17 protein-coding genes and 1 tRNA gene are annotated in these 17,014 nt (G+C 48.5%); 15 read left to right on the forward strand and 3 right to left on the reverse strand.

Going from position 1 to position 17,014, the window contains the following annotated elements:
* The first annotated feature begins 1 nt into the window (after position 1).
* From ACQKPA_RS19090 to ACQKPA_RS19110, 5 genes are all read left to right on the forward strand, one after another.
* Entirely contained in the window at positions 2-1,321 is a 1,320-nt protein-coding gene (locus tag ACQKPA_RS19090; RefSeq protein WP_194541705.1) for a glycoside hydrolase family 125 protein, read from the forward strand.
* Positions 1,318-4,458, forward strand: a complete 3,141-nt coding sequence (locus tag ACQKPA_RS19095; protein ID WP_427494111.1) for a beta-galactosidase — start codon at positions 1,318-1,320, stop codon at positions 4,456-4,458. The genes ACQKPA_RS19090 and ACQKPA_RS19095 overlap by 4 nt, the downstream gene beginning before the upstream one ends.
* 22 nt (positions 4,459-4,480) lie before the next feature.
* Positions 4,481-7,216: an alpha-mannosidase gene (locus tag ACQKPA_RS19100; RefSeq protein ID WP_427494113.1), complete on the forward strand. Its 2,736-nt coding sequence runs from the start codon at positions 4,481-4,483 to the stop codon at positions 7,214-7,216.
* Between the two features lie 135 nt (positions 7,217-7,351).
* Positions 7,352-7,627, forward strand: coding sequence for a hypothetical protein (locus tag ACQKPA_RS19105; RefSeq protein ID WP_427494114.1), 276 nt, complete (start codon positions 7,352-7,354; stop codon positions 7,625-7,627).
* Positions 7,628-7,747: 120 nt separating this feature from the next.
* Positions 7,748-8,371 carry a hypothetical protein gene (locus tag ACQKPA_RS19110; RefSeq protein WP_427494115.1) on the forward strand — a complete coding sequence of 208 codons (624 nt, stop codon included), beginning with the start codon at positions 7,748-7,750 and terminating at the stop codon, positions 8,369-8,371.
* Positions 8,372-8,436: 65 nt separating this feature from the next.
* Here the strand turns inward: ACQKPA_RS19110 and ACQKPA_RS19115 are convergent, their stop codons facing one another.
* A complete protein-coding gene (locus ACQKPA_RS19115) occupies positions 8,437-8,598 on the reverse strand; it encodes a hypothetical protein (RefSeq protein ID WP_427494116.1) in 162 nt (53 codons plus the stop codon).
* Between the two features lie 89 nt (positions 8,599-8,687).
* Between ACQKPA_RS19115 and ACQKPA_RS19120 the strand changes: the two genes are divergently transcribed.
* Positions 8,688-9,071 (forward strand): VOC family protein, encoded by a 384-nt coding sequence (locus ACQKPA_RS19120; RefSeq protein WP_427494117.1) that lies wholly within the window; start codon positions 8,688-8,690, stop codon positions 9,069-9,071.
* Positions 9,072-9,124: 53 nt separating this feature from the next.
* Here ACQKPA_RS19120 and ACQKPA_RS19125 read toward each other — a convergent pair whose 3' ends face one another.
* A complete protein-coding gene (locus tag ACQKPA_RS19125; protein WP_427494360.1) occupies positions 9,125-9,628 on the reverse strand; it encodes a L,D-transpeptidase in 504 nt (167 codons plus the stop codon).
* Between the two features lie 330 nt (positions 9,629-9,958).
* On the opposite strand from ACQKPA_RS19125, the gene ACQKPA_RS19130 reads away from it, so the two are divergent.
* The 8 genes from ACQKPA_RS19130 to ACQKPA_RS19165 all read left to right on the forward strand — a co-directional run bounded on the left by ACQKPA_RS19130 (position 9,959) and on the right by ACQKPA_RS19165 (position 16,297).
* A complete protein-coding gene (locus tag ACQKPA_RS19130) occupies positions 9,959-10,585 on the forward strand; it encodes a TetR family transcriptional regulator (RefSeq protein ID WP_427494118.1) in 627 nt (208 codons plus the stop codon).
* A gap of 22 nt (positions 10,586-10,607) precedes the next feature.
* Complete coding sequence (locus tag ACQKPA_RS19135) at positions 10,608-11,147, forward strand: GNAT family N-acetyltransferase (protein WP_427494119.1); 540 nt, start codon at positions 10,608-10,610, stop codon at positions 11,145-11,147.
* 64 nt (positions 11,148-11,211) lie between these two features.
* A complete protein-coding gene (locus ACQKPA_RS19140) occupies positions 11,212-11,997 on the forward strand; it encodes an ABC transporter ATP-binding protein (protein ID WP_427494120.1) in 786 nt (261 codons plus the stop codon).
* A gap of 1 nt (position 11,998) precedes the next feature.
* Complete coding sequence (locus ACQKPA_RS19145) at positions 11,999-13,630, forward strand: hypothetical protein (RefSeq protein WP_427494122.1); 1,632 nt, start codon at positions 11,999-12,001, stop codon at positions 13,628-13,630.
* Between the two features lie 927 nt (positions 13,631-14,557).
* A complete protein-coding gene (locus ACQKPA_RS19150) occupies positions 14,558-15,169 on the forward strand; it encodes a hypothetical protein (protein WP_427494123.1) in 612 nt (203 codons plus the stop codon).
* Positions 15,170-15,175: 6 nt separating this feature from the next.
* The gene (locus tag ACQKPA_RS19155) at positions 15,176-15,721 is read left to right on the forward strand and encodes an accessory gene regulator ArgB-like protein (RefSeq protein WP_427494124.1); all 546 of its coding nucleotides are present in this window, start codon (positions 15,176-15,178) and stop codon (positions 15,719-15,721) included.
* Positions 15,699-15,839: a cyclic lactone autoinducer peptide gene (locus ACQKPA_RS19160; protein WP_216535636.1), complete on the forward strand. Its 141-nt coding sequence runs from the start codon at positions 15,699-15,701 to the stop codon at positions 15,837-15,839. Before ACQKPA_RS19155 ends, ACQKPA_RS19160 begins: the two co-directional genes overlap by 23 nt.
* A 251-nt stretch (positions 15,840-16,090) precedes the next feature.
* Entirely contained in the window at positions 16,091-16,297 is a 207-nt protein-coding gene (locus ACQKPA_RS19165; protein WP_427494125.1) for a hypothetical protein, read from the forward strand.
* A 166-nt stretch (positions 16,298-16,463) separates the two neighbouring features.
* Here ACQKPA_RS19165 and ACQKPA_RS19170 read toward each other — a convergent pair.
* Positions 16,464-16,536: transfer RNA gene (locus tag ACQKPA_RS19170), tRNA-Val, on the reverse strand.
* Between the two features lie 135 nt (positions 16,537-16,671).
* Here ACQKPA_RS19170 and ACQKPA_RS19175 point away from each other — a divergent pair.
* Positions 16,672-16,935, forward strand: a complete 264-nt coding sequence (locus ACQKPA_RS19175) for a hypothetical protein (protein ID WP_427494126.1) — start codon at positions 16,672-16,674, stop codon at positions 16,933-16,935.
* Positions 16,936-17,014: the final 79 nt, after the last annotated feature.

Below are 17,014 nucleotides of genomic sequence, written 5' to 3' on the forward strand. Positions count from 1 at the left end.
CATGGAACAATTCAGACTCCCCAAAATACCAATGCCGGAGCTTGAGCTGCCGCAATCGATTCAGGCGGTTCTGCAAGAGGCTGAAGAAAAGCTCGCGCACCGTCCAAAACTGCTTCAGCTGTTCAAGAACACGTTCCCGAACACGCTGGAGACAACAACCAAACTGATGGAGGATGGCACGACATTTGTGATTACCGGTGATATTCCGGCCATGTGGCTTCGTGATTCGGTAGAACAGGTGATCCATTACATTCCGTTTGCGAAGAATGATCCGCAGCTGCAGCGGATTTTAAGCGGATTGATCAAACGCCATTTTCAATATATTCATATCGATCCTTATGCCAATGCCTTTAATGAATCGGCGAATGACTGGCATTGGAACACAACCGACGAAACCGAAATGTCCCCATGGGTATGGGAGCGCAAGTTTGAGATTGATTCGCTATGCTTCTCCGTTCGTTTGGCCTACCTGTACTGGAAGGAAACCGGACTTACGGATGTGTTCGACGCCAACTTCAAGTCGGCTATGATCAAAATCATCGAGCTGTTCAAAACCGAACAGCACCATTTCGAGAAATCGCCTTACCGTTTCACGCGGGATAACGGAATTCCAACGGATTCCTTGCGCAACAATGGGCTCGGCATGCCGGTGAATTATACGGGCATGATCTGGTCCGGCTTCCGTTCAAGCGATGATGCTTGCGATTTCCACTACAATATTCCAGGCAACATGTTCGCCGTTGTCGCCCTGCGTCAAATGCAGGAATTCGCGGAATGGGTGTTCCGGGATATGAAGCTGCTCGATGAGCTGAAACGACTCGAAGCCGACGTGGATCACGGGATTCAGTTGTACGGCATCTACCGCCATCCGGAGTTTGGACCGATCTACGCCTATGAAACAGACGGTTACGGGAATTACTGCTTGATGGATGATGCGGGAACCCCTGGTTTGATGTCCATCCCTTATCTGGGGTATTGCTCTGCAGATGATCCGATCTATCAAAACACCAGACGGTTTGCGCTCAGCAAAGAGAATCCTTTCTACTACGAGGGCGCTGTTGCCAAAGGAATCGGCAGTCCGCATACACCGCCGGATTATATCTGGCATATGGCCTTGTCCATGCAGGGAATTACGGCACAGACGGCAGAAGAGAAGCTGGAGATGATTGCGCTGCTGGAAGCGACCGATGCCGATACCGGCTTTATGCATGAAGGCTTCCATGCCGACGATCCAAAAGTCTTTACTAGATCTTGGTTTGCCTGGTCCAACAGCCTTTTCTCGCAATTGGTGTATCAGGCGATGAAAGCAGGGATTCTATGAGCGGGCGTCTGATTGTATTCTATGATCCGTCCTTTCCGGCAGCAGAAGCTGCCGGTTTGCCGGCTAGCGCGGCTGCGCTGAATGCATTCGATGTGGTGTGCGGCGCAGACAATTTGGCTGAAGCGCTGGCATCAGCAAGAGGACAAGGCGCAAGCTTTGTCAATTTGCATGCGCCTTATTTCCCGAAATCAGCCTGGAGGGCGATTTTGGATTTTCTGAGAAATGGCGGCGGCCTGGTCAGCGTTGGTGGCGCACCCTTCAAGCGTCCTGTCCGTATGGAGGATGGCGCCTGGGTGGTGGAGCATGAACAGACGGCATACCACCAGCAGCTCCACATTCATGAAGTGCTGCCAGTAGACAGCGGACGCGTCGACCATTTGACTGCAAGTGACGTTATTCCGGTTATGGAGAGCTGCCGTGAGCGGTTATCCGTCCGCGATACGTGGAACCTGGTTCCGCATGTCACCAAAAGCAGTGACCTGCCGCATCAGATGGGATCAGCCGGGCCGATGGATACACGGATTTATCCGCTCCTTAAGGGAACCACGGCGAAGGGAAGAGAAGTCGCTGCTCCTGCCGTTCTGTGGGAAAACGTCGGCGGACCTTTCTTGGGCGGACGCTGGATGTTTGTGAATCAGCCTCTCTCGACCTCTTTCTGGGAACAGGATGGAGGAGAAGAGGTGCGGCGCTGGGCGGCATTCTGCGCAAAAGGAATTACCGAGCTGTGGATCAAGCCGAATTATGCGGCCTACGAGTCCGGCGAGCGTGCGATTCTGACCCTGCAGGCACAGCGTCTTGGCCGGAGCTTACCCGTACAAGAGCCGCAGAGCTGGACATTCCGCATCTCCGTCAAGCACGACCAAGATGAGTCCTTATCATGGCATCATTCCGAGACGGTGGATGTGACCGGACAATTTTATGTACAGCGTATTCCGGTTATGCTGGATATCAAACCGGGATCCTATCGGGTCGTATGTGAAGCTGAAGGACCGGATGGGGAAATCCGCCGGTTGAGACAAGGATTCTGGGGAACAGATTCCGAGCTTTTGCAGGCGGGAACGCCTGTAACCTGCAATCGGGATTACTTCATCAAGGATGGCCGCCCGCTGCCCGTTGTCGGGATGACATACATGACGTCCGATGTAGCGCGTAAGTTCCTGTTCCTTCCGAACACGGATGTATGGGACCGCGATATGGCACAGATGCGCAATGCGGGCATCAACTGGATTCGTACCGGTATCTGGACCGCATACCGCAATATTATGCAGGTGGACGGTCATGCATCCGAAGAGGTTTTGCGTTCGATTGACGCCTTCCTGTTAACGGCGAAGAAGCATGATTTGCAGGTAACATTTACGTTCTTCTCCTTCACGCCGGAGACTTGGGAGGGCCAAAATCCTTACCTCGATCCTCGAAGCGTGGAAGCGCAGAAGCGTTTCATACGTTCCATTATTACTAGACATAAAGATACGAAGAATGTGGACTGGGATCTGATCAACGAGCCATCCATGTTTGATCCGCCGCAGATTTTCTCGGATGGACCGCGTTCCGCGAAGGATCCATTCGAGAAACAAGCTTATATCGACTGGCTGAAAAAGCGCCATGGTTCGATTGAGCGTTTGCAGGAACGCTGGAATATGACAGCTGATCAGCTGCCTGGTTTTGACTCCGTGGTTCCGCCGGAGCCACAAGTCATCAATTTTGACGTTCAAGACATGCATCAAGGGAAAAAAGGCACGCAATGGCTTGATTACGTACTGTTCTCCATGGACATGCATAACCGCTGGGCCAAGGAATTATATGACGATATTAAAGAAGTATGCCCGGATCATATGGTTACCGTCGGACAGGACGAGGCACTTGGCGCACAGCGTCCATCTCCGTTCTTCTATGCCGAAGCCGTAGACTATACGACGGTCCACTCCTGGTGGTTCAACGACTATTTGATCTGGGACGGCATCTTTGCCAAAACGCCGGATAAACCGAACCTGATTCAGGAAACGGGCATCATGTATGTAGAGACACCGGATGGCCGGGCGAAGCGGAGCGAAGCCGAGCTGCGGAATCTGCTGGAGCGCAAATATGCTTACGCCTTCTCCACAGGGGGCGCAGGAGCCATTCATTGGATCTGGAACACGAATTTCTACATGGATAATGCCAATGAGTCGCATATCGGAGCCGTCCGCGCTGACGGCACGGAGAAACCGGAAGCGGATGTGTCGTATGATTTCGGCGCTTTCATGGAAGGCATCCGGGACATGTTTAAAGGCCGGAAGCTGGAAGAGACCGCGGTCATCTTCCCTTATTCGAACGATTTCTCGAACCGGAAGCTCGCTTTTGAAGCAACGACCAAGGCGACGCGCGCGCTTGCTTACGAGCTGAACGTGCCATTCCGCGCTGTCGGGGAATATGATTTAAGCTCGCTGCGTAACCATCCGGTGAAGTTCATCATTTTGCCGAGCGCGCACAATATCGACGACCAGGCGTTTGCCGAGTTGATGGATATCGTGAAGGAAACAGGAGCTACGCTGCTTCTGACAGGTCCTATCGGTCTGGATGCATATTGGCATCAGGTCGATCGAATGACGGAAGAGCTTGGCGAGCTGAAGCTGGCGAATGTGCGCCGGGAAGAAAGCTTGCGCATTGGGGATCGTATATGGTCTGCATCGTATGGCCATCGGAAGATTGCCGAGCTGAGCAAAGAAATTCCGGCAGGCAGCGGGGCGAAACCGGCCGATGTGGCCGGCGACTCTATCGTGGACGTGAAACTTGGAGCAGGGCGTCTCCTCTGGAGCCCGCTTCCCGTAGAATTGAATGATCGAATCGACACCATTTCGGCTTTATATCGGTATGCGTTGGAGCTGTCCGCTGCCGACACTGGGCTGATCTGGAATCAAGGCGGAGAACATTCCGGCGTATATGGACGCAAGGTAACGTTTGAAGAAGGAGCTCTCTTCGTATTCGGCTCGGAGCAATCGTGGGACACGAACGTTGAGGTAAAGGATCCTTCCACAGGCCTCATCTATTCATTCGTGCTGGAAGCGGATCGTTCGGTCTTGTTTGCAGTAGATGCGAGCGGTGACCTGTTATCGGTGTACCGTCCGGATGAGGTCGAAATCACGGTATCGAAGGGCTAACATAAGGGGGACTAAGCAAACGATGGATCAATCCAGAAAAGCACATATTATTTCGCATACTCACTGGGACCGCGAGTGGTATTTACCGTATGAAAAGCACCATGTGCGGCTGATCGAGCTCATGGACAGCTTGCTCGAAACGATGGGGAAGGACTCGGAGTACCGCAGCTTTTTCCTTGATGGCCAGACGATTATTATCGAAGATTATTTGCAGGTGAGACCCGAAAAGAAAGAGCAGCTTGAGAAGCTGATCACGGATGGACGCATTATTATCGGTCCGTGGTACATTCTGCAGGATGCCTATCTGACAAGCAGTGAAGCCAACGTGAGAAATATGCAAATCGGGCACCAGGATGCCGAACGTTATGGCACGGTTGCCAAAATCGGTTATTTCCCGGATACATTTGGACTTACGGGCCAAATTCCGCAGTTGATGCTGCAGTCTGGCATTGATAATGCCTTCTTCGGCCGGGGCGTGAAGCCAACGGGCTTTAACAATACCGTCTCCGACAGCGGCTATGAGTCCTCATTCTCAGAGCTGATGTGGGAAGGTCCGGACGGCTCCAAGGTGCTGGGCATCCTGTTTGCCAACTGGTACAGTAACGGTAACGAGGTTCCCGTTGATGAAGCGGAAGCGAAGGCATTCTGGGACCGCAAGCTGGCGGATGCCGAGAAGTATGCTTCCACGCCTGAGCTGCTCTATATGAACGGGTGTGACCATCAGCCGATACAGACCGATCTTCCGGAAGGCATCCGTACAGCGAAGAAGCTGTATCCGGATACGGAGTTTATTCACTCTAATTTTGACGATTACCTGACAGCGGTTCGGGAGAAGCTGCCGCAAGATCTTTCCTCCGTCAAAGGAGAGCTGCGCAGTCAGCGTACCGATGGATGGGGAACGCTCGTAAATACCGCTTCGGCACGCGTGTACCTGAAGCAGATGAACCAGCGCGGCCAGACCTTGCTTGAAAAAGTGGCCGAACCGCTTGCATCCTACGCCAGCCTGCTGGGCAAGGATTATCCGCATCATCTGTTCACCTACGCATGGAAGACGCTGATGCAGAATCATCCGCATGACAGCATCTGCGGCTGCAGCGTGGACGAAGTTCACCGCGAGATGGTTACCCGCTTTGAGAAAAGCGCACACGTGGCCGAAAATATCGTGGACGACAGCGTTCGCGTCATAGCTGATGCCGTTGACACGAGCGCCTTCGAGCAATGGGGATCCGATCCGCTGCCGCTTGTTGTATTCAATACGACGGGGTGGAGCCGCAGCGGTACGGTCAACATCGAGCTGGACGCGAAACGGCTCTATTTCCGGGAAGGTTACTCTTTGGAGGAAACCAGCCGCCGGATGAAGGAAATCGACTTGTCCGGCCGTGTGCTGGTTAACGCTCAAGGTCAAGCTGTACCTTGCACCGTTGAGGATCTGGGTCTTCAGTTCGGGTACGATCTGCCGGACGACCGTTTCCGCCAGCCGTATATGTGCCGCCGTGTGAGACTTACCTTCGAGGCAAGTGCAATTCCTGCAATGGGATTGACTACTTATGCTTGGGTGAAGAGTGAAGTGAAGCCTGCCGAGGTTGAATCCTTGATCAGCAATGCCAATGTGATGGAGAATGAGCTGATCAAGGTTGAGATCCAAGAGGACGGTTCCTTCTCCTTGACAGATAAAAAGAACGGACAAGTATACCGCGATCTGGGCGTCTATGAAAATACCGGAGATATCGGTAACGAATATATGTACAAACAGCCGGATGGCGAAGCGGCATTGACTACGAAAGGCCAAACCGCCCAAATTTCGGTTCTGGAAGATACGCCTTACCGCGCATCCATTGAAATCGTTCATAACTGGTCCATTCCGGCTATGGCTGACAGCAAGCTGGATGAAGAGCAGCATGAGCTTGTATATTATCCAAACCGCAAAGCGCAAAGATCGAGCGATATGGTGCCGATGCGCATTCGTACCGTGGTCAGCTTGAACCGCAGCGGCAAAGGCGTGGAGATCGAAGCAACGATGGATAATCAGGCGAAGGATCATCGGGTGCGTGCATTGTTCCCGACGGACCTGCAGGCATCGTCCCATAACGTGGATTCCATGTTTGAAGTGGCGACACGGGATAACGAACCTGCTGCCGAATGGGAGAACCCGAGCTATACGGCTCATCAACAGGCTTTCGTTGACGTTACGACGGCTACCGCAGGGTTGACGGTAGCTAACCAGGGCTTGAATGAATACGAAGTCCTGCGTGACGGCCGGAATACCATCGCCGTTACATTGCTTCGTTCCGTAGGCGAGCTCGGTGATTGGGGGTACTTCCCTACACCTGAGGCTCAGTGCATCGGCGTTCATACCGTACGTATGGAGGTCATTCCGCATCAGGGAGACGGCATGAAGTCAGGCGCATACGCTGAGGCTTACCAGTTCCAAATCCCATGGACGGTTGCACAGACCGGAGTCCATGCAGGCGCCGTCGCATCGACTTCTGCACCGCTTGAATGGAGCCATGAAGAACTTGCGTTCTCTTCCCTGAAAGTAAATCCGAAGACCGGTGATCTGATGCTGCGCTGGTTCAATATGGCAGGCACGGATACAGAGCTGAAGCTGAAATCTTCTCTGCCTTCCCAGGGCGTTTATAAGAGCTCTATTCTGGAAGTAGAGGGAGCGGTTCAAAGCTTTGATGATCAAGAAACCTTCACGCTTCCGGTTAAGCCTCACGAAATCGTGACACTGGGCGTTAAAGTTTCGGTCAAGTAAGCATTTATTATATAGCACTGGGAATGATGTACGTCCCAGCCCAGTAAAGCCCGATTCCGAAATTACAGGGATCGGGCTTTACTGTCTTCTATAATGATAGGCAGCATCTCAAAAATGGGGTAATGGAGGAATGACATGAAGATTCATTTTGATAACCTGGAGGGGAAATTGCTTGAAGGCATCAGCGAACTCTCGGAAATATTGGACATCCGAATCACAGAGAGAGAGGGCTTAAAGATGCGGGCCATTCAAGCGCAAGGACCGATTCAGCTGTCACTGAAGGATGGGCAGGGGACGATCCGTTACCAAGAAACCATACACTTTTTCCGTGCTATGGGTGTGTTTCTGGAACAGGCCAGGGAGCTAGCTAGCGCAATTCGAACTAACGGAGGAACCGAAGTTCGACGTTAACGCCACGATGCTCGACGTTTCGCGCAATGGCGTTCTCAAGGTCCCGGTGATCAAGCAGTTTATCCGCTACATGGCCCTGATGGGGCTGAACGGGCTGATGATGTATACGGGGGATACCTTATGGATGAGGTTCCCGGCGTATCGGAGGGAAATCACTGGATGGCCAATCCCTCGAAGTATTTGCTGTGGCAGGATCCTTTGCTGGGACTGCTGGACAAGCATGTTGAAGGTGAAGCGGAATCTGTGCTGCCTGGAGATTATGCCGAGCTGGAGAAGAGATGGAGGCACTGTAAGGAGCAGTTTCCGGCACCGTTTAGCCGTTTGTATGATTTTTATGAAAAATTGGCGTCGGTACTCATTATCAAAAGCACGTTGAGCCTTACGCTCAGAAGGCTGTACCAGTCAGGAAAAAAGGAGTTGCTGGCCGAACTTGCTAACGCAGCAGATTCCCCGTTGTCCGCATTAAAGCAGCGCATTGAGGCACTGCGCATTTCGCACCGGGCGCTTTGGATGGACACGTATAAGCCTTTTGGCTGGGAAGTGCTGGATCTCCGCTATGGAGGGCTGTTGGCACGAATCTCATCCACGAGGGACCGGCTTGCGGATTATGTGGAAGGACGCATCGAAGAGATTGAGGAGCTTGAGGAGGACCGGCTGCTGTTCGATCAGAATGGTCTTACCGACAGGTCGCTGGAGGTAAACGTGACCTATCAAGCGGCCGTGACCGCATCCTGCTTTCTATAATGAAGAAGCTGCTCTTCCTAGGTCTTTCGCGGACGGTTGGAGGGCAGCTTTTTTTTACTCGCGTATTATTGATTCTTTTCTTGGTTTTGGTCTTTCTCGTAGGCAATTAGCGTGATCTCTTTGCCTGTAAGCTCGGCAATTTTGGTCTCAGCGTCTTCAATCGCTTTCAAGGTACCTTCATTCCCATTGAGTGAGGCAATTTTATATTCCTCCGAATGGATGTCCATGGTAAACTCCCCCCTTAGATGGTTGATTCATGTTATATAATGTATAAGGTATCCTTTAGAATAAAGTTACATACCTGGGGGTGTGATTCATGATTCAATTTGAAAGGCTGCACCATGTTAGCTTGGCGGTGCGCGACCTGAAGAAAGCAAAGGCGTTTTACTCGGAGGTGCTGAAGTTTCAGGAGCTGCCGCGCCCGCCGTTTGCCTCCAAAGGCGTCTGGTACGCTGTCGGAGATCAGCAGCTCCACCTGCTGGAGCATCCGATCAGTGATACGCTGCGGGAGCGCGGAATCGATACGACGGACGGGCATTTCTCAATCTGGGTGAAAAGTTACCGCGAAACGAAGGAATGGCTGGACCGAATGGACGTTGAGTATGTGGATAATCCTGACAGCGTTGCCGGTTTTGCGCAAATTTTCGTACTGGATCCAGACCGCAATATTATTGAATTCGGAGCGGAATATGGATCGTAAACGTCAAGTTTGAAAAAAGCCAGACACATAAATGTGTTTGGCTTTTTGCGCTCTTATTTTTGGATGAGGACGGGGGTATTCATTTTCACTTTGTCGTAGAGCCAGCGTACGTCTTTATTATGCATCCGTATACAACCTGCCGACACGTACTTTCCGATCGAGTTGGCGTTGTTGTTTCCATGAATGGCGTATGCGTAGCTAACTCTGCCGTTTACTTTCACATTAATGCCGAGCCAGCGGTCCCCTAGCGGATTGCGCGGGTCTCCTCCCTTGATGCCTTCCTTGTAGTAAGGTCTGTTCTTCACTTTTTCGTGGATTTTGAACAGGCCTTCTGGCGTATAGGAGGGTTTTTTGCCTGTGGCGACGGGAAACGTTTTTATGACCTTGCCTTTTTCGTAATACGTCAGTTTGTTGGTGGATTTATCAATGACGATAAACTGTGCGTACTTGGTGTACTTACTGTCCAGCTTCTGTCCGGAAGCGCCATGGGATACGACGGGGAAAAAGAAAACCAGCAGTAAGGTGAAGATCAGTATGCGGCTGATGCCCTTAATGATGTCCGATCACCTCTTTTCGTTCTCCCCCATATATATGCAGCTTTTCGCGAATGTTGACGGAAATGTGCATTAGCAAAAAAATAGAACAAGTTGTTTTCAAAGAGAAATATAAGGAGGGGAGGGGATAACATTGTTGTGGCTTGGCTGTACGCAAATACCTCTGAAGAGATTTTATCAAGAGGCTTTTCGTGTTTACCACAGATGTTTCTTGAAAATGACATTAATGTCGTTTATGATGAAATGAATTAAAAAACGACACTTATGTCGTTTATGATGAGGTGAAGTTCGTGGAATCGATATTCATGTTAAAGGTCGGGAGAGGAATGACTTATGTGTCCACGGGTTAGTGAGGAATACAAACGGGAGAAGAAACATGAAATATTGACGGCAGCCAGACGCGTCTTTATTAGAAAGGGCTATACCCGCACGGTGATGCAGGACATTATGGATGAAGCCGGTATGTCCCGGGGGGCTGTATATGCGTATTTTGGTAATGTGGAGCATGTATTTATAGAGGTCCTGCGCTTTGATGACCAAGAGACGCTCCGTTTGTTTGAACCGGATCTGCAATACCCGATATGGAATCAGTTGATGGACTGGGTTCAGAAACAGCAGGGTGATATTTCGCTAGTCCAGCATTCGCTTGTATTGGCCAGGGCTGAATTTTTCCTGTCTTCCTCTTATGTTCATGCCAAGAAGGATTATCCCTATATAACCGAACGATATCAACTGACCGTTGAGGCCATGGGACGGGTTATTCGGAAGGGTCAGGAGCAAGGGGAGTTTCGGCCCCGATTGGAACCGGAAGCCATCGCGCGGTATATGGTCTCGTTTCTGAACGGACTCATGCTGGATACCTTCCAGCTCGGACCGACTGTGACTTGCGTGCCGGAGCAGCTGGAAACGTTCATACAATCTCTCTGCGCAATGTTAAATCCAATAATAATAGAATCATGATTATAGAAAGGGTGCTTTTTGAATGCTATTTGATTCTGCTAGATTGGCATGTCGAAAAATGACGATGAATGACGCGGAGCTGTATCATACCTGGCGGAATGATCTCGAAGTGATGCAATCCACCAGTCCCTGCCTGGATGCTTATCAACTGGAGGAAACCAAGGACTTCGTTCAGCATGTGATTCTGGGCTCTTCCTCCTCGAGGAGCTATCTGATCCTGTTGAAGGAAACGGGCAGACCGATCGGCATCATGTCATTGATTCATATCGATACCAAGAACCGGAATGCGGAGTGTATCATCGATATTGGCGAAAAGACCTATTGGGGCAAGGGGTACGGTTTTGAAGCGATGACGCTTTTACTCGATTATGCTTTTTTGGAGCTGAATCTGCACAGGGTAAACTTACGGGTATTTTCCTTCAACCATAAAGCGATCAAGCTGTATGAAAAAATCGGATTTGTCCACGAAGGCAGCTCGAGACAGAGCTTGTACCGGAATGGGGTCTGGCATGACATTGTGCATATGGGGATATTGCAGAGCGAGTATGCGTCAAAAGGTTGATTTTCCTCTACTTCCATAATAAGGTAGGTATGTGAAGACAATGAGAGAATGGGAGATTAATATCATGTCCGAAAATGAAGTGTTATCGATTGAAGACCTGCGCATGAAATATGATAACCGTTATGTATTGAACGGAATTGATCTGAAGGTCAACCGCGGTGAGATGATAGGCTATATCGGTCCGAACGGGGCCGGAAAGAGCACGACGGTCAAGATCATGCTCGGGCTGGTTGAGGGGTACACGGGGACCGTCCGCATATTCGGTCAGGATATTTCCGACGGGGATATCGATTATAAACGGAGAATCGGATATGTGCCCGAGGTGGCGGAATTGTACGATCAGTTAACGGCTGCCGAGTATTTGACTTTTACAGGCGAGTTGTACGGACTTACATATGATGCAGCGGATTATAAGGCGAAGCAATTGATGGACTGTTTTGACATGGAAAAGGCCTATCACTCACGGATCGCTACGTTTTCAAAAGGAATGCGGCAAAAGGTGCTGCTGATCTCGAGCCTGCTGCATGACCCTGATCTATTGTTTCTGGATGAGCCCTTAAGCGGGCTGGATGCGAACAGCGTGATGGTGGTCAAGGAAGTATTGGCCCAACTCTCGGCCCAGGGCAAGACGATTTTTTACTCCTCACATATTATGGACGTTGTTGAGAAAATCAGCAGCCGGATCGTTCTGCTCGCAGACAGCCGGGTGGTGGCCGACGGAACGTTTAAAGAGCTGCAGCAGCATTCCCATGAGGGGTCGCTGGAAGAGGTGTTCAATCAGCTGACGGGCTTCAATAACCATGCCAGCATCGCTGAACGGTTCGTATCGATCGTTCGGGAGGGAAGTTGATATGGGGGGATCTGAATCATCATTTCGAATGCTGAAACTGTTGGATCGATTTCAAGGGGTTATTTCGAGAATGGGCGTTGACTATGAAAAGCTGCGGCGGATCCTGCATGTCAAGCTGCTGATGGACTCGAGGCGGGCACCCGTCATATTATCTTCAAACAGCCGGAAGGCGGAAGATCAGGACAAGAATCTGTTTGTCAGTTCCCTCTGGTTATATGGCTTAATCGGGCTTGTCCTGACGCCGTTTGTGTTCTGGAGCGATCCGGAATATTTAATGCCGATGAGCATCCTGTCCGCCATTCTCATGTTCCTGATCATGACCTCTATGATTTCGGATTTCTCATCCGTGCTTTTGGATGTGCGCGACCGCAGCATTTTGATGACGAAACCGATCGACGGCCGCACGGTCGGATTGGCTAGATCGATTCATGCCGGAATTTATTTGCTGCTGCTGACCGGGGCGCTATCAGCAGGTTCGCTGGTCGTTGGATTGATCAAGCATGGCGTGCTGTTTTTACTGATATATATTCTGGAGTTAATTTTGATGAATATGCTCATTCTGGTGAGCACCTCTTTGGTTTATCTGTTGCTGCTCAAGTATTGGGATGGAGAGAAACTGAAGGATCTGATTAATTATGTACAGATTGGACTTTCGGCCATGCTGGCCATCGGCTATCAGTTCGTGATCCGTTCGTTTGATCTGATCGATTTCAATTTGGTATTTACGACGGCCTGGTGGCAGATTTTTCTTCCGCCCGTCTGGTTTGCGGCTCCATTTGAATGGATGTTCGGCGAGGGGGACGGGTGGCTGATGGTTCTCTCCTTACTGGCCGTGTTTGTTCCGATCCTGCTTATAATGGTGTACCTCCGTTATATTCCATCCTTCGAGCAGAATCTGGAAAAGCTGGCTCACAGCGAAGCGGGAAAAGGGCGGGAGCGTGGACGGTTTGACAGGTTTTTGGCCAAAATCGTATGCCGTTCGCGTACAGAGCAGGCATGTTTCCGGTTATCTGCCAGCATGTTGAAGAACGAGAGAGAATTCAAGCTGAAGGTGTACCCTACGCTCGGATTGTCCGTACTGCTGCCCTATTTGTTCTTTTTCTCCACGATCCGTAATTCCTCTCTGGAGGAAATCGGTAGGGGATCTTCGTACTATGTGCTGCACGTCATGCTCATCATGATTGTTACGGTCGTGATGATGCTGAAATTCTCAGGAAAGCCCAAGGCTTTCTGGTTGTTTGGGTCAGCCCCAATGCCAAGCATGAGTCCCTTATACCAAGGTGCTTTAAAGGCTTTTGCCATAAAAATGTTCCTACCGTTGTTCGCTGTGAATGCGATTCTGTTCCTGATCCTGTTCGGTATCCGGATTTTCCCGGATGTTCTCATTATATTTCTTACCGGCTTGGTGTTGATTCCTCTAACAGCCAAGGCAATTCTGCGCAATCCACCGTTCTCTCAAGCGTTTAATATGGCTCAGCAGAAAGACGGCTGGTGGGTGTTGCTATTCGTGATTGTAGTGGGTGGATTATGCGGTTTGCACTATGTAAGCAGCACGTTTCCCTATGGTATGTTGGCATATATCCTGATGCTGCTCGTTGCCAATGGCTTGGCATGGACCAAGCTGTATAAGTGAATCGGGGAATGACAGGAAGAGCAGGGGAAGATTAGTGGGTTACGCTAAGAGGATGAAATATGGACCAGCTGCCGGGTAAAGAACCATACCGGGTGCAGGGTTATGTGAATTAGATCGGGCAGTGAGGACGGGGCCAGGCTGATTCCCCAGTCTCCTTCGCTCCACCCGGATAGCATGGCTGGAGGCCCGGGAGCTTCCAGGTTATAGCATTTTCAGTTTATAATTAACATACACAAAAACATATCTGCTAACAAGCATCGGTACCTATCTTTTAAGGATTGGTGGAAGGGAAGGGCACCCGAGATTGGGATACCTCTTCTTTCATTTTTAGATTGTAAACGGTTGAACGAGAACGTAAGTTCGTATATAATAGCGGTGTAGCAAATTAACTTCCTATTTCATCCTTCACTTCATAGATCCATGATGGATTCCCCCACTTATGTATTTAATTACCTGTTGTTATGCCTTCCGGGCCTTATATAATCAACTTAGATGATGTCAGGATGTTAATATAGTAGAAACTGAGTTTATTCTGGCTTAGTCATTTTCGCAAGGTCGTGGATTCTTGATAACTAATGCTTGATTTTCGTTTGGTATATGGATTGAACGTTGCAGTGATTAAATTCGTTTTGGCGTATAAAGTTCTAAGTTGTTCTTTTTTAGAATTTTTGGGCCAAGTCGGAGACATAAACGACGTTAATGTTTTTGCATTTTCCATCACAGTTTCCAGACATATAAGAAGTGGCAGGCGCCATCGGAATTGACCTCAAGAACATGCATCATTAGACGACTCGATAGAAACTGAGGGTCTGTCGGTATACCGTTTATTTATGGACGTTATAACCATCAGTGTAATCAGGATAAATCGGGAAGTGGCGTAGTACACATTTTAACCATTTCTTATGGTGCTAGGGAGGAAATCTTTGAATGGAAGTTATTTGGTTTATGGTGTTTTCAACATTTGAAACACTGGCGATTTATTCACTAATCATGACATTGCTTAGATTCAAGACGACAGAGTACATATGGCAGGCGTTGATTGTCATGATCCTTGCCAACTTACAAAGTTTCATCATGCGCAACGAACTTCAATTGGATTTTCTAGCCCCTCTTATTACCGTGCTAATCTTCGTTTTCTTATTCTCAGCCATTATTAAGATCCCAGTCATCTGGTCGGCTATCTGCACCATACTTGGTTATATGTTTTATGCATTAATTCAGGTCTTTTACATGCTAACTTTGTATGGCTCAATAGAAGCCACGCACAACCATGAAGTAGATGGCTATGTACTTCAGCTATTATCATCAGTAACGGGTTTACTTATTTCTTGGATTATGTATAAGTATGCAATAGGTTTTACATATGATCTCGAAAAGTTGCGTATTAGATTTGAACACATCTTACTAATCTCCCTCATCGTAGTTGTTTTGATATTATTGGCGATATTATTTTATCTTAATCGGTTATGGCTTCTTCTTCTCTTTTTTGGTATAACTTTTGGTATTTTCTTATTCTATGCGATCCAAACAAAGGAGTGACAATTAATGATTGAAAGAGCCGCCCTTTGGATATCGGAAGGCATTAAACGACAAGTACCTGAACACCCTTCATCTGTTGGTGTTTTAAAGCATGCTATTGCCATTCTATTAAATATATTATTTATTGTTACGTTTACTTTATTAATATCAATTTATACTGGACACATGAAGCAGGCTACTATAGGTTTGATAGGTTTTGCACTGCTAAGACAGTTCTCAGGAGGAATCCACGTTAAGACTGGCGCTGGTTGTATTGCTATTACTACAACTTTGTTTACTGCAGCTTCTTTTGTTGATTTAGGAGAACTGCCTACACAAATTATCAACATCCTAAGTTTGTTGCTAGTAGTTTTATTTGCCCCCAGTAAAATTGCCAAGCAATCAAGAATACCAAGAAAACATTATCCTAAACTTCGTCTAATCAGCTGTATTATTGTTGGGGTAAACTTTTTCATTCAGTCACCAACCTTATCCTTAGTATTTTTTATCCAGGCACTAAGTCTAATTCATTTGAAGGGAGGTGAGACTAGTGTCGGTAATCAACAAATCTAAGCAAAGCTTATTTTCATTTATTGCATCTGCTCTTACGTTGGTAGCTGTATTCTTTGTTAATTCTGCAAGTCCTGTATTTGTGTATAGTGGTGATACACCTGAAGAGCTTTTGAAATAACCTTTCTAAAATATGAATACGTTTTATTCTGTTAATTGGTTTCCGGTCCCTACTAGGTGCCGGATTTTTCTTTTTTTATCTTAAGGTCAACATCAACATAGTATTTTAAGGCTTATTAAACTGTAGTTATGATTACCAGGAATACTGCTTTCTCCTTTTATCAAGTGAAGTCAGGGTAAAATTGACATTGTTAGAAGAACGAATGTTCGCATATAATACAAACAAACGTTCTAGTCTGAGGTGATTGCATTATGTTTGAGAAGTACCTGGAGCAAATTATAGAAATCATTTATGAAGACCGGAAAGGGAACATCACCCAACGAAAAATACAGATTCACAGTATTCGGGATCAGCGCATTCGGGCAACGTGTCTGGAGACGGGAAAACCTCGAGTGTTTAATGAACATAATATTCTGTCCTGGAGACCCGAGAAAGGAAGGAGGACGTATGCATCCTAATCTGGAACGAAAATGGCTCCGAATTTTGATCAACAATGGCGTTTCGCATCCATGTCCCGATTTTGTCCCCCCAATTCGTCCCCTATCGGTGAAATTCAGCTAGCTAATCTAAAGAAGGGAAAAAGAAAAAAACCTTGACGCCAATGGCATCAAGGACTCTCGGTTATGATCTGTAGTGGGCTCGAACCACTGACCCCTACCCTGTCAAGATAGTGCTCTCCCAGCTGAGCTAACAGATCATGAAATATTTAAAAAGGTAATTCATATATTACCAGCAGATAATGCGACTGTCAATGGTTTTCTCGTTATAAAAAATCACATTCCGGTTCAGACTAAATACAGCATGATTTTGCCAGTGGAGGAGCGTGAATGGCATGGCAGGTGGGAAAACCCATCATTTCAAACGAGCCGGACTTGTGCTCTCGTTGCTGGGGGTAACTGTACTAGGCAGCGGTTGCAGTATCCCGGAGAGAACGTCGGTGCAGCTGGAGCCGCTCCATGGATCAGCAGCGCCTGTAATGCTCGATGTTTACGGCCGCTCTGTAGATCAGGACGTGTATTCCAAGCAGGGAAGCGGGGCACTGGAGCCGGTACCGCCGATGGATTCGGTGGACACATTACGTGATCTCCAACCATAAAGGGATCCAGCAATAAATCCGTAACAGATCGGTCTTAGAAAATGTCTGTATCCTTTGCCTCTAACAATGAGCAGAGCAA

This window comes from Paenibacillus sp. NPDC093718 (genome assembly GCF_050279985.1).
GTDB lineage: Bacteria > Bacillota > Bacilli > Paenibacillales > Paenibacillaceae > Paenibacillus_AQ.

Excerpts from the sequence above, each read along its gene's own strand:
- ACQKPA_RS19165 (WP_427494125.1), top strand. The coding sequence starts at position 16,091 with ATGTTTGAGAAGTACCTGGAGCAAATTATAGAAATCATTTATGAAGAC.
- ACQKPA_RS19120 (WP_427494117.1), top strand. The coding sequence starts at position 8,688 with ATGATTCAATTTGAAAGGCTGCACCATGTTAGCTTGGCGGTGCGCGAC.
- ACQKPA_RS19140 (WP_427494120.1), top strand. The coding sequence starts at position 11,212 with ATGTCCGAAAATGAAGTGTTATCGATTGAAGACCTGCGCATGAAATAT.
- ACQKPA_RS19100 (WP_427494113.1), top strand. The coding sequence starts at position 4,481 with ATGGATCAATCCAGAAAAGCACATATTATTTCGCATACTCACTGGGAC.
- ACQKPA_RS19110 (WP_427494115.1), top strand. The coding sequence starts at position 7,748 with ATGGATGAGGTTCCCGGCGTATCGGAGGGAAATCACTGGATGGCCAAT.
- ACQKPA_RS19155 (WP_427494124.1), top strand. The coding sequence starts at position 15,176 with ATGATTGAAAGAGCCGCCCTTTGGATATCGGAAGGCATTAAACGACAA.
- ACQKPA_RS19135 (WP_427494119.1), top strand. The coding sequence starts at position 10,608 with ATGCTATTTGATTCTGCTAGATTGGCATGTCGAAAAATGACGATGAAT.
- ACQKPA_RS19090 (WP_194541705.1), top strand. The coding sequence starts at position 2 with ATGGAACAATTCAGACTCCCCAAAATACCAATGCCGGAGCTTGAGCTG.
- ACQKPA_RS19150 (WP_427494123.1), top strand. The coding sequence starts at position 14,558 with ATGGAAGTTATTTGGTTTATGGTGTTTTCAACATTTGAAACACTGGCG.
- ACQKPA_RS19175 (WP_427494126.1), top strand. The coding sequence starts at position 16,672 with ATGGCAGGTGGGAAAACCCATCATTTCAAACGAGCCGGACTTGTGCTC.
- ACQKPA_RS19095 (WP_427494111.1), top strand. The coding sequence starts at position 1,318 with ATGAGCGGGCGTCTGATTGTATTCTATGATCCGTCCTTTCCGGCAGCA.
- ACQKPA_RS19130 (WP_427494118.1), top strand. The coding sequence starts at position 9,959 with ATGTGTCCACGGGTTAGTGAGGAATACAAACGGGAGAAGAAACATGAA.
- ACQKPA_RS19145 (WP_427494122.1), top strand. The coding sequence starts at position 11,999 with ATGGGGGGATCTGAATCATCATTTCGAATGCTGAAACTGTTGGATCGA.
- ACQKPA_RS19115 (WP_427494116.1), bottom strand. The coding sequence starts at position 8,598 with ATGGACATCCATTCGGAGGAATATAAAATTGCCTCACTCAATGGGAAT.
- ACQKPA_RS19105 (WP_427494114.1), top strand. The coding sequence starts at position 7,352 with ATGAAGATTCATTTTGATAACCTGGAGGGGAAATTGCTTGAAGGCATC.